This is a genomic window from Balneolaceae bacterium (genome assembly GCA_034521495.1).
In the GTDB taxonomy this organism is placed as follows: domain Bacteria; phylum Bacteroidota; class Rhodothermia; order Balneolales; family Balneolaceae; genus Rhodohalobacter.
Map to the genome: position 1 here is coordinate 563,533 of JAXHMK010000010.1, position 12,315 is coordinate 575,847.

General features: G+C 40.6%; 10 protein-coding genes. 1 reads left to right on the forward strand and 9 read right to left on the reverse strand.

Features of this window, described 5'->3' with window-relative positions:
- Positions 1–12 precede the first annotated feature (12 nt).
- From U5K72_11335 to U5K72_11375, 9 genes are all read right to left on the reverse strand, one after another.
- A complete protein-coding gene (locus U5K72_11335; GenBank protein ID MDZ7719398.1) occupies positions 13–459 on the reverse strand; it encodes a four helix bundle protein in 447 nt (148 codons plus the stop codon).
- A gap of 100 nt (positions 460–559) precedes the next feature.
- A complete protein-coding gene (locus U5K72_11340; protein ID MDZ7719399.1) occupies positions 560–1,210 on the reverse strand; it encodes a phosphoribosylanthranilate isomerase in 651 nt (216 codons plus the stop codon).
- Positions 1,211–1,285: 75 nt separating this feature from the next.
- Positions 1,286–2,125, reverse strand: a complete 840-nt coding sequence (gene trpC, locus U5K72_11345; GenBank protein ID MDZ7719400.1) for an indole-3-glycerol phosphate synthase TrpC — start codon at positions 2,123–2,125, stop codon at positions 1,286–1,288.
- 149 nt (positions 2,126–2,274) lie between these two features.
- A complete protein-coding gene (gene trpD / locus U5K72_11350; GenBank protein MDZ7719401.1) occupies positions 2,275–3,312 on the reverse strand; it encodes an anthranilate phosphoribosyltransferase in 1,038 nt (345 codons plus the stop codon).
- 15 nt (positions 3,313–3,327) lie between these two features.
- Positions 3,328–3,912, reverse strand: coding sequence for an aminodeoxychorismate/anthranilate synthase component II (locus U5K72_11355; protein ID MDZ7719402.1), 585 nt, complete (start codon positions 3,910–3,912; stop codon positions 3,328–3,330).
- Between the two features lie 111 nt (positions 3,913–4,023).
- A complete protein-coding gene (trpS, locus tag U5K72_11360) occupies positions 4,024–5,010 on the reverse strand; it encodes a tryptophan--tRNA ligase (protein MDZ7719403.1) in 987 nt (328 codons plus the stop codon).
- Between the two features lie 236 nt (positions 5,011–5,246).
- Entirely contained in the window at positions 5,247–6,713 is a 1,467-nt protein-coding gene (gene trpE / locus U5K72_11365) for an anthranilate synthase component I (protein ID MDZ7719404.1), read from the reverse strand.
- Between the two features lie 205 nt (positions 6,714–6,918).
- Complete coding sequence (locus U5K72_11370) at positions 6,919–7,626, reverse strand: hypothetical protein (protein ID MDZ7719405.1); 708 nt, start codon at positions 7,624–7,626, stop codon at positions 6,919–6,921.
- A gap of 693 nt (positions 7,627–8,319) precedes the next feature.
- Positions 8,320–10,647 (reverse strand): PKD domain-containing protein, encoded by a 2,328-nt coding sequence (locus tag U5K72_11375; GenBank protein MDZ7719406.1) that lies wholly within the window; start codon positions 10,645–10,647, stop codon positions 8,320–8,322.
- 204 nt (positions 10,648–10,851) lie between these two features.
- Between U5K72_11375 and U5K72_11380 the strand changes: the two genes are divergently transcribed.
- Positions 10,852–12,312: an NAD(P)/FAD-dependent oxidoreductase gene (locus U5K72_11380; protein ID MDZ7719407.1), complete on the forward strand. Its 1,461-nt coding sequence runs from the start codon at positions 10,852–10,854 to the stop codon at positions 12,310–12,312.
- Positions 12,313–12,315: the final 3 nt, after the last annotated feature.

Sequence of the window (12,315 nt, forward strand, 5' to 3'; positions counted from 1 at the left end):
TAGTGTAATAGTTTATTCGTTATTCGGCTTTTTAAAAATATCAATGTGATAGGGGATTCCATCTTCTTTGACGGAATTTCCTAAATCTTTTTTAGCTCTCCTTAAATAGTTTATATAGCCATTTATCATTTTAATGCATCTTACAATGTTTTTATTATAAGCCTGAAATTCCTCCTTAGAAATATATTTACAATCAAGTGCGGTAATGAGTTGATTTTTTAATTCGTAGGCAGAACCTCTGGCCTGTCTGCAGTACTGAATATTTTCCTGATAGTGAAATCGACCATATCCTTCTGCAATTTGATCTGTAATTGATCGTGATGATCTAATCATTTGATCTGTAAGTCTGTATAACTCAACTTTTGGGAAGCTTTTAACTCGTTCAAAAATCTCGTTTCTAATCTCTCTACCGAGTTGCCATACCTTTAGGTCTTCAAATGATCGAATCTCTGATTTCATATTATAATCTTTTATTTAACATATTAAGACCAATAAATTTGAAAAGTAAAACCATTACACCAATAACCATTAGACAATTAACCCTCATCAACTCCCCAACTCACAAACTCCTCATCACATCAAAAAACTCTTCAATCTTATCAAAATCCTTCAATCCCGGGGACTCTTCCAATCCGCTGGACAGATCCACTACATCCGGGGATACTTTATCGATTGCTTCACTCACATTCTGAGCATTCAATCCGCCCGACAGAAAAAACGATTTTCCCATCGACAGATTTTCTAAAAGCTTCCAATCAAATGTTTTACCCGTTCCTCCGTAGAGTCCGTCAATTTTAGTATCAAAAAGAAAATAATCGGCTGAATTTTTATAGACTTCTATGTCTGAAGCGAGTTCATCCGCATTTGTTTCTGAGGTGATGTGAAACACTTTTATAACCGGAAAATTGATCATATCACAATATCCGGGCGATTCATCCCCATGAAGTTGAACCAGGTCAATTCCTGTTTGAGTGGCAATATCATTTACATCATCAAGAGCCTGATTCACAAAAACACCTACTTTCTCCGGGCCTTCAATCCAATTGATGATCGCTCCCGCTTTTGCCGGTTCAATGTATCGCGGACTTTTGTCGTAAAAAATAAATCCAAGGTAATCGGCCAGCGCACCAGCTGCAAAACGAGCATCCTCTAATGTGGTGATCCCACAAACTTTTACCTTTGTTCTTTTATTAATGCTTTCTGCTGTCATAAAATCTTAAACATAGCAACCTTGAAGCGTCCGAAGGTCCTTCAAGCGTTGCGGTTAAATCTTCAACTAAACGCTTCAAGGACTTTCACCCGATTGCTGTCGGGTTACAGACGCTTGAAGGTTTTTCAATTCTTCAAATTCCTCAATAAAACGTTTCAGACCATCTCCAATATCAGGCTGTCTCATAAAATGTTCACCCACAAGAGCAGAATGAATCTTATGCTCATACAGTTTCATCAAATCCTGTGGTTTGTGAATACCACTTTCCGAAACAGTGACTACATCATCACGCGCCATCTCCAACAGTTCTATTCCCCGATGAAGATCCACTTCAAACTTCTTCAAATCACGATTATTGACTCCCAATATTTGGATCTCATTCCAATCTAAACTTTCAACCTCTTCTTTCTCGTAACACTCAACTAACGCCTGAATTCCAAACTCATTTGCGGCGGCAAGAAGTTCCAACAACTGACTTCCTTCGTACATTGTTACGATCAAAAGTACTGCGTCAGCTCCATAAGCTTTTGCTTCTTTTACTTGATATGGTTCAATCACAAAATCTTTGCGCAACAATGGAATAGGAGAAATATCTGATATTTGTTCAAGATATTTGAGCGATCCCTGGAAAAACGGTTCATCGGTCAAAACAGATATTGCTGAAGCTCCATTTTCGATGTATGCATCGGCTATTTTCAACGGATCAAAATCATCCCGTATCACTCCTTTGGATGGTGATGCCTTCTTCACTTCTGCAATAATGGAGACAGAGTCCGATTTCAAAGCACCGGCAAAATCGAGTCTGTTTTTTTCATAACCTTTCAGAGATTCCAGATCCCGAAAGGAGATCTCCCGTTTTCTTTTTTTGATATCTTCCAGAGTTTGACGGGCTATTTTTTCAAGAATATCTGCCATACCTATTTAGTGTTTGTAAGAAAACTCATAGTGTCCTAAGAAAACGTCAAGATCAAGGCGCGCGCAGTCCCAAAAAGCGCAGTGTACTACGTGTACATGAGCAGTTTTGGGGCAAGCGGAACGCAGAGATTGACGTTTTCTTAGAGACATTATTTAGCTGAAATCGCTTGAGATTCTTTAATAAACTGGTCCAGTTTCTGCTTGGCTTTACCAGAATCGATACTTTCAACTGCCATCTCCTTCGCCTCTTCCAAATCATCTGTAATGTTTGAAGCACGGATTGCAAATGTGGCATTCAATTCGGCAATGTCTCGTTGGGCTTTCGTCGATTTTCCACCTAAAATATTCAACATAATCTCAGCATTTTTCTTTGCATCTCCGCCCAACAAGGATTCGTGATTGGTCTTTTCATATCCAAGCGATACAGGATCAAACGTTACCGAATCGCCGCTGAGATGTGTTTGGAGTTCAAAAATTTCACTTTGAGATGCGGTGCTTACTTCATCCAAACCATCGTGTGCATTTACTGTATAAGCATTTTCGGTTTTAAGATTGCCCAGAATCTGTATCATCTTTTGAGCTGTCTCTTTATTGAATGCCCCAATCACCTGGCACTTTACATTCGCAGGGTTAACGAGCGGTCCCAGAATATTGAAAAAGGTTCTCATTTTTAGCGATCGTCGAGCCGGCATCACATGCTTCATGGCCGGATGGAAATTTGGAGCAAACATAAACGCCATTCCGGTCTTTTCAAACAGTTCTTCTACCTGCTCTTTCTGAAGATTTGGAACCACTCCAAGCGACTCCAGAACATCGTAACTTCCGCTTTTACTCGAAACGCTTCGATTCCCATGCTTCAAAACAGGAACCCCCGCCCCGGCAACGATAAACATAGCCGTGGTGGAGATATTAAAAGTACCGGATTTATCACCACCGGTTCCGCAGAGGTCAACGGCATTTGTGGTATCAACTTCTACAGAGACCGCGGCATCACGCATCTCTTTCACAAAAGATGTCAACTCTGTTACCGTCTCCCCCTTCATCCTCATTCCCATCAAAAATGCGGCGATCTCCTCGTTGGAAATCTCTCCTTGTAAAATCCAGCGCATTGCGGATTCAGCTTCTTCATCTGAGAGATCTTCGTGATTAGAAACTTTTTCAAGTATTTCTGTAAATGTTTTACTCACAATATGTTAATTTATTTAAACATTGACTTTTTGATAGCTCATCTTCAGCCAGTTTTTAACAATCCTTGGACCTTCCGTCGTTAAAATACTTTCGGGATGAAACTGAATTCCCTCAACCGGATAGGATTTGTGACGAACTCCCATTATCACTCCGTCATCTGCTTTTGACGTTACATCCAGCTCTTTCGGAATTGTATCCGGATCTAACACCAAAGAGTGATAGCGTGTGGCTGTAAATCCATCTTCGATTCCTTTAAATACTGATTTTCCATCATGAAATATCTCGGAAGTTTTACCATGCATCAATATTGGAGCGTGAATCACTTTTGCACCAAAAACCTGGCCAATCGCCTGGTGGCCTAAACAAACTCCGAGAACAGGAATTTCAGCTCCCAATTCCTGAATCAACTCCTCAGTAATACCCGCATCTTCAGGACGCCCCGGTCCGGGTGAAATCAAAATCTTATCGGGGTTCAATTCCCTCACTTCTTCCACTGTCATCGCGTCATTGCGAATCACTTTGTAATCATCTGTTTCCGTTGCCACAATGTGAACAAGGTTGTAGGTAAAGGAGTCGTAATTGTCGATTATTAAGATCATTAGTATTGAGTTGTAAGGTTGTAAGCCGGACAGCTTGTCCGGCACCTCAAATCTTCATTTTATGCAATAATTTGGTTTATCGGTAACGGACAAGCTGTCCGTTGTACAATATTAAAAACTTCGATACAGCCCGGTAACAGAACGAATCGGCTCCATCACGCTTTCGGCTCGTTCGCGGGCTCTTTGGCCGCCTTCTTTCAGTACGTCGTGAACGTAATCCATATCCTTTTCTAACTCTTTTCGTTTTTCGCGAGCTTCAGCAAAGTAATCTGAGATCATGGCTAATAGTTCCTTTTTAGCGTGGCCATAACCATATCCACCCGCTCTATATTTCTCAGCAATCTCATTCTTTTGATCTTCATCAGCAAAGAGTTTGATTAATGCAAAAACGTTGCAAGTCTCTGGATCTTTTGGATCTTCGAGCGGTGTTGAATCGGTTTGAATGGACATCACTCTTTTTTTAAGTGATTTTCCTTCATCAAAAATCTGGATAGTATTATTATATGATTTACTCATTTTTTGTCCGTCGATACCGGGAACAACCGCAACACTTTTAACAATATACTCTTCTGGAATTTTTAGAAGTTCTTCATCATACGCCCGGTTTAGCTTCCCGGCAAGATCCCGACAGATTTCAATATTCTGCTTTTGATCTTCCCCAACCGGAACTACATCAGAGTGATATATCAAAATATCAGCAGCCTGTAAAATAGGATAACTGAACAATCCAATATTCGGATTGAGTCCCTGGGCAACTTTATCCTTGTATGAAACTCCCTTCTCCATGAGGGAAACCGGAGTTACCGTTCCTAAAATCCAGGCCAATTCTGTTGTTTGAGGCACATCCGACTGAGCAAAAAACGTACATTTATTTGGATCGAGCCCCAGTGCGAGGTAATCAAGAACAACATCCAGCGTATATTCTTTGAGCTTTTCACCGTTGTTGATGGATGTTAGTGTATGATAGTTTGCAAGAAAATAGAAGGCGTCTCCCTCCTCCTGCATTTGTATATGCTGACGCATTGCTCCAAAATAGTTGCCAATATGGAGTTTCCCGGAAGGTTGAATGCCTGATAAGATTGTTTTCTTTTCGCTCATTTTTTGATCGTGGTACTTCGTTTGTTTCTGAAATTTTAAGTCAAAATATCATTCTGAGGGTCATCCCCCTCGAATCAACGTCATGTTTAGATTTCTGATTCCTCCTTCAAAGGTGGGAAGTTCTGCATAAGCTTGTACCTCGAAAGAATCCGCTTACAGGTTGCAAACTTGCGCGAGTAATTATATTGTCATATAGACACAAGCGGGACGCTTGCGCCAGCCGTAAATTAAATTTTCTATGTTGTGATTTCGAGTGCTACGCTGAGTGCTTCAACCAACGCACCCGCTTTGTTTTTGGTTTCTTCGAACTCTTTTTGAGGATCGCTGTCAGCCACAATTCCTGCCCCGGCCTGGATGTACACGCGATCTCCGGTCACCAGCATGGTTCGGATTGCGATGCATGTGTCCATATTGCCTGAGAAATCGAAGTAACCAACCGCACCCGCGTATGGACCTCGTTTCGTCGGTTCAAGCTCGTCGATGATCTCCATGGCTCGAATTTTTGGTGCACCGCTGACTGTTCCGGCCGGGAAACACTGCATCAATGCATCAACTGAATTTTTGTCCTCAGCGATCTCCCCGACTACATCCGACACGATGTGCATCACATGAGAAAACCGCTCAATACTTTGATTTCTTTCCAGATGTACGGTACCGGATTTTGATACCCGTGACAGATCATTTCGTCCTAAATCAACAAGCATAATGTGCTCCGCGATCTCTTTGGGATCTTTTTTGAGATCTTCCTCGAGTGCCAAATCCTCTTCGTGGGTTTTCCCTCGCGGACGAGTTCCGGCAATAGGGAGTAATCTCACTTCAGTATCGGTCACCCGAACCAATACTTCCGGTGAAGAACCGACAAGTGAAAAGCCTTCAAAATCTAAATAGAACAAATATGGTGACGGATTCACCATCCGAAGCGCGCGGTAAAGCGTAAAACTGTCGCCCTCAAACGGAACCTCAAACCGCTGGGACAGAACCACCTGGAAAATATCTCCTTCGTAAATATAATCTTTGCCTTTCTCCACCATGGAGTGAAATTTATCCTGCTCCATATTACTTGAAAGATGTTCGGCATCCAGATGAAAAGATCCGCCCTGTTTAACCTGACGAACAGCTGTTTTTTCCATCCGATCGAGGGATTCGACTGCTGAATTATACGCTTGTCTCAAATCAGTTTCGTCATCAACAAAAACGGTTTTCATCAACACAATCTGCTGTTTGACGTGATCGAAAGCGTAGACCTCATCATAAAAAGACCAGATTGCCTCGGGTGTATGGAGGTCATCATCAGGAACATCCGGAAGATATTCTACATCCCGAACTGTATCGTACGAAGAAAAACCAACCGCACCCCCCGTCAACCGTGGAAGCTCAGGTAATTTTGGTTCTGAATGTTGATGAATAAGCCGGTCCAGAGCATCAAAGTAAGACTCATCGAGGAGAGTCGCTTCACCATTAGAACCGGTCAGATTTACGCCCTCCTGATCAACTTTTAAAACCTGATATGGATTGCAACCAATAAAAGAATAACGAGCAAGGTTTTCGCCACCCTCAACGGATTCTAACAAAAACGGATAGCTGGCTCCCTCACGGATAGAGAGAAAGAGCGAGACCGGAGTAAGAATATCGGCCAGCATCCTCCTGGAGACCGGAATTGCCGTATAATTTTTTGCAAGTTTTGAAAATGTTTCGAATGTCATAAATACCAAAAATAAAAAAACCCACTCCAGAAAACTGCAGTGGGTTTGAAAATCGTTTTAAAAATAGTTCAGATCATAGTGATTCCACTGCCAAATATGTTTGACCGTGCCACCACCAATTGTTATGTGTTAAACTATTTTTCATGATGAGGGAAACTATCAGATCGAAATTTTAAATGCAACTGTTGTGGCAAATTTTTAAAATTTATTTGCGGAACCAGGCCGGATTTCTTTCAATGAATTTTTGAATGAGTGACCTGACAAAAAAATCCTGCTTTTTCTTTAGGTACCACCATCCATTCAAACAAATTATTAGTGCTCCAGCTGCATTCACAATCATATCCCACATCGTATCGGTTAACCCGGATGCATCCCCGAACATCTCTTTCTGCATATTGAGTCCGAGAAACTGATCCATAGCAAATTCAAAGATTTCCCAGACTGTGCCGATTGATACAGCAAACATAAATGCAAAAAGAGCAATAAATGCCGAACTCATTTGCAGTTCAACTTTCTTGCTTTCATTCAATATATATACCAACAAAAATCCCACGATACCCATCATGAGGCCGGCAGTTGCATGGAGTGCCATATCCCACCACCAGATACGACGATAAAATTCCTGAATCTCACCAAGATAGAGTGCAGCAAACACAAAAAGTACTGCCATAAAATGGAATTCGGCCGGGAGTTCCAGATCCATTTTATTTTTAAATAGAAATGGAGCAAAAAGGCTAAACAGAATTAATGTTACCAGGAAAAGAGAAAGCCACTGTTGTTCATATAAAAGATAAGCCCATTCTACCGTTAAAATGACAAGTAATATCCGATTAAAGAAATTGTGAATTTGATGTTCGCTTCTAAAGGCTTTTTGTGATTTCGCGGTATTTTTTTCCTCAGGTTTTTGGCTCATTCTAACATTTAATTAAACAGCCTTTATCAGTGAATTTTTTGACGGTTCTGTTTTTAAAATTTCCTCAGTTTATGCAAAAGTCATCCATAACCCAAAACAGGCAACTTCTGATGATTCAAAATTTTACAGATTTTGGATTTCGCACGATTTTAAATCAATGATCTACTCTGAGATTTTTTTATGAAACTTGGAAATTTATCTTTCGAAAAGGCAACGCCCCTGCTTTCAGTTTTTTTCGACGAAAACAATTCCCGTTAATTTTTATATGTATTGATGCCTTTCAGATTAGATAAAATAACTCATCTCAAAGAAGAAGGTTGTATTATTTATCGTAAGGATCGCATTTAAAATATATGATATTCATCGAATTGGAATTTAAACAAGTCATAGTGATGTCATCTTCGATGCGGAATGCTTGTCAGATCTATAAATAACAACAACGACTTGTAATAGAGAGGAAGAATTAATTCCAGTATTTGATTAAATAACAGTTTAATGTGTTATTTATATTGAAATGTAAGAATGGCTTATTTTCGTGAGTTAGTAATTGAAGCTTTGTAAATGATCCCTAAACAGATAACGTTAGTCTACAAGACATTTTTGTTTGAGCAGTATTAAGCACTATTAAAAGAACCACCCCGAACTAATCAGAGTGGCTCATTTTAAAAAATTAGTGTAATATTAATCTTTAAGTTAAAAGCTAACCAATACTTCATTTGAGCAGGTAGTAGTACCCGATTCACATACTTGGTATGTAAGTGATCCCCCGCCTCTAAAGTTTGTATTATCCGTATATGATCCTGAATTGCTTGTAGTGGTTATCACCGAACCATCTCTGTAAATATCTACATTGGTTGATGTAGCTCCACTCCATGTCAAATCTGTTGTCCATCTGCCTTTCTCTTTGTATCCATTTGCATTCAGAGTTATTTCAGATGGATCTCCTGTGTCTTCCTCCTCAACAGTTACAGTTCTTGAAACTGAATCACTGTCTCCTGCATCATCCGTTACTGTTAATGTTACAGTATAGGTTCCTGCCTGACCGTATGTGTAGGATGGATTTTGAGTTGAGGAAGTTGACCCATCTCCGAATTCCCATGACCAACTGGAAATTGATCCATCTGAATCAGTGCTTTGATCTGAAAATTGTACATTCAGGAAATCTGAACTATATGTAAAGTCCGCTGTCGGTAAGGAATTTTCCCCATCTCCACCATCATCGCCTCCGTCTGAACCATCAAGATTCTTTGTTGATGAAACACTATTCCCATTGGAATCGGTAACAGTAAGACGAACAGCATCTGCACTATTTCTTGTCCTGTGTTCATGAAGTCCGGAAGCAGTCTCTCCACTTATGGAACTGGAGAGAGTCTCAACAACTGATGTACCGTTTAATAACTCGGTTTTAAGTGATGCAAGATTAGAATTAATATCAGAAACTGACCAGGAAACATCTGCCCGGTTCCAGGGGCCTGTGTTATAGGCATTTATACTAAATGAATCGATTACAGGCGCTGCTTCATCAACTTGTTCATTTACGGTTATATTTTTCGAAATCGAATCTGAATCTCCTGCGTCATCGGTTACCGTCAGAGAAACTGTGTAGCTTCCTTCCTGGCTGTATGTATGCGATGGATTTTGAGAAGATGATGTTGCTCCATCGCCAAAATCCCAGGACCAACTTGAAATTGATCCATCAGAATCAGTACTGGCATCAGTAAACTGTACAGCCAAATAATCAGCAGTATATGTAAAATCGGCCGTTGGTAATGAATTTTCACCGCTTCCATCATCCCCGGATCCATCAAAAATTGTATAAAGAAGGTGGTTATTTTCTGTATTGCTGTCTGTAATTATGTTCTGAGTAGCAAACGAAATCAATGAAGATTCAACTTCCGATGGTGTTGCACTTGAATTTGAAAACAGATAGAGAGCAGCCGCTCCGGCAACATGAGGAGAGGCCATTGAAGTACCACTTATTGTATTAGTTGCTGTTGTGCTGCCAATCCATGCTGAGGTAATACCACTGCCGGGCGCAAAAAGATCCACACAACTTCCATAATTTGAGAATGAAGACCGTGTATCCGAGCTTGTGGATGATCCCACAGTAATTGCCGATGGCACTCGTGCCGGACTGTAGTTGCAGGCATTATCTCCGCTATTCCCTGCTGCAACTACATATGTAATTCCGGCAGCAATTGAATTTTCAACGGCACTATCCAATGTGGAGGATGCTCCACCACCAAGGCTCATATTCACTACTGAAGGTCCATCTGCATTTGCTGTAATCCAGTCTATTCCGGCTATAACACCACTCAAACTACCACTCCCGCTGCAGTCAAGAACTCTTACTGAAACTAAATCAATATTTTTTGCTATTCCCCATTGGGAACCACCCACCGTACCTGAAACATGAGTACCGTGACCATCACAATCTTCACCATCTCCTCCAAAAGCATCGTAACCCAATGTAGCTCTACCCCCAAAATCTTCATGCGAATAGTTAATTCCGGTATCAGCTATATATACCGTTATATTTTCTCCGGTAGATGAGTAGTTATAAACATCATCGAGAGGTAAATTTCGCTGGTCAGAACGGTCTAAACCCCAGGTTGCATTTGTTTGACTTTCAAATGCCTGGACTTTCATATCCTTTTCGATATAATCAACATTTGGATTGTTTCGAATTGCATTTAAAACATTTGAAGAGGCTTGTTCTGGAAGCTCTAAAGCAAAACCCTTAATAACATTTTCATACAAGTACTTAATTTTTCCATTTGTAGAAGAAGCAATTTGACTTGCTGAATTTTTTACAGAACCCACATTCTCTTTAAATACAACAATGTAATTGTTTTTAATTTTTTCATTTTTTACTGCGCTATAAGCAGTTTCAGTTCCCTCTACTTTATCTTTTGAGTTATCAATATTATTTGAAGTCGGAGAATCACATGCCGACAGTCCAACAAGAACTGCAACACCGATAATCGCTACAATTTGACGAATACTACTTAGTTTCTTCATTTTTAAATTAATTAATTTGAGAAGGGATTTAATGTAGTTGATGATCCCTTAATTTTTGCCAACGCCATAATATTAGAAATTTCTAATATTAAAATAAAGTTATTTATTAAGATATTTTAATGTTCAGTTTAAATTAAACACACTTCAGCTTTGATGAATCATTTGTATCTTTTTCCCTGTTCTGATAAGAAATAAACAGCTCTCTTGGAAGCAAATAATTTATCTTATGACGCGATTATTGTAGGTTCAGGCCCGAACGGTCTTGCGGCCGGAATTCGGCTCGCCCTTGAAGGATATTCAGTAAAAATATTCGAGGCTGCCGGAACTATTGGGGGAGGAATGCGCACCAAAGAGCTAATCAGGCCAGGCTATTATCATGATGTCTGTTCTGCGATTCATCCCATGGCTGCCTCTGCCCCATTCCTGAAACAGTTACCGCTTGATGATTATGGACTGAAGTGGATTCATCCTAAAATTCCAGCCGCTCATCCCCTTGACAGTGAACCGGCTGTTACTTTGTACAACGATCTATATAAAACGGCGCTGCACCTGGAAGCTGATAATACTCTCTATCAAAAAATAGTTGAGCCAATTGAGCAAAACTGGGATAGTTTAAGCAGAGATTTCCTGGGACCCTTGAAGTTTCCAAACAATCCTCTCCAAATGGGACTCTTTGGACTGAAGGCATTACAGCCCGCCACTTTATTCCAAAAACGATTTCAAACGGAGCGAGCCAAAGCACTTTTCGCCGGAATGGCTGCTCACTCGATTCTTCCGCTGGATGCCATCGCCACAACCGCCATTGCTCTCGTATTTTTTGGAACAGCTCATACCGGAGGATGGCCGCTGCCCGAGGGAGGATCACAATCTATTGCAAATGCAATGGCCGGGTATTTTGAATCACTCGGAGGTGAAATTGAAACTGCATTTCCAGTGAAATCTCTGAACCAACTTCCATCATCCAAAGCAATATTATTTGATCTGTCTCCTCAGCAAGTTTCTGATATTGTTGGTGATAAATTTCCATCCTCCTACAAGCAAAAGCTTCGTAAATTTAAAAAAGGATCCGGGGTTTTTAAGATCGATTACATTCTGAACGAGCCTGTTCCGTGGAAAGATCCAGAATGCCGAAAAGCCGGAACTGTTCATCTTGGCGGTACTTTTGATGAAATTGCCGCATCAGAAAAAGAGATGGATGAAGGAGGGCACCCCGAAAACCCATACGTGCTTGTAACCCAACAGAGTTTGTTTGATAATACCCGAACCCCAAATGAAAAAGAAACGCTGTGGGCGTATTGCCATGTCCCAAATGGCTCAACGGTTGATATGACGAACGCAATCGAAAACCAGATTGAGCGCTTTGCTCCGGGTTTTAAAGATGTGATTGATGAAAAGGTGATGATGAACACTCAGGATTTTCAAAACTATAATGCCAACTATATTGGCGGAGATATTAATGGAGGAAGACAAGATATCACACAACTATTTACGCGACCGGTAAATCTCATACACCCTTATGCAACTCCCGCAAAAGGCATTTATATTTGCTCTGCCTCTACTCCACCCGGCGGCGGCGTTCACGGAATGTGTGGTTACCACGCTGCCAATCTCGTACTGAAAAAGGAGTTCGACCGACAACCTTCCGAATGGAAATTCAAGATTTAAGAT

What these genes read in the sequence shown, in the direction of transcription:
- U5K72_11355 (MDZ7719402.1), bottom strand. Translation starts at nt 3,912, where the DNA reads ATGATCTTAATAATCGACAATTACGACTCCTTTACCTACAACCTTGTT.
- trpE (MDZ7719404.1), bottom strand. Translation starts at nt 6,713, where the DNA reads ATGACATTCGAAACATTTTCAAAACTTGCAAAAAATTATACGGCAATT.
- U5K72_11340 (MDZ7719399.1), bottom strand. Translation starts at nt 1,210, where the DNA reads ATGACAGCAGAAAGCATTAATAAAAGAACAAAGGTAAAAGTTTGTGGG.
- U5K72_11370 (MDZ7719405.1), bottom strand. Translation starts at nt 7,626, where the DNA reads ATGAGCCAAAAACCTGAGGAAAAAAATACCGCGAAATCACAAAAAGCC.
- trpC (MDZ7719400.1), bottom strand. Translation starts at nt 2,125, where the DNA reads ATGGCAGATATTCTTGAAAAAATAGCCCGTCAAACTCTGGAAGATATC.
- trpS (MDZ7719403.1), bottom strand. Translation starts at nt 5,010, where the DNA reads ATGAGCGAAAAGAAAACAATCTTATCAGGCATTCAACCTTCCGGGAAA.
- U5K72_11335 (MDZ7719398.1), bottom strand. Translation starts at nt 459, where the DNA reads ATGAAATCAGAGATTCGATCATTTGAAGACCTAAAGGTATGGCAACTC.
- U5K72_11375 (MDZ7719406.1), bottom strand. Translation starts at nt 10,647, where the DNA reads ATGAAGAAACTAAGTAGTATTCGTCAAATTGTAGCGATTATCGGTGTT.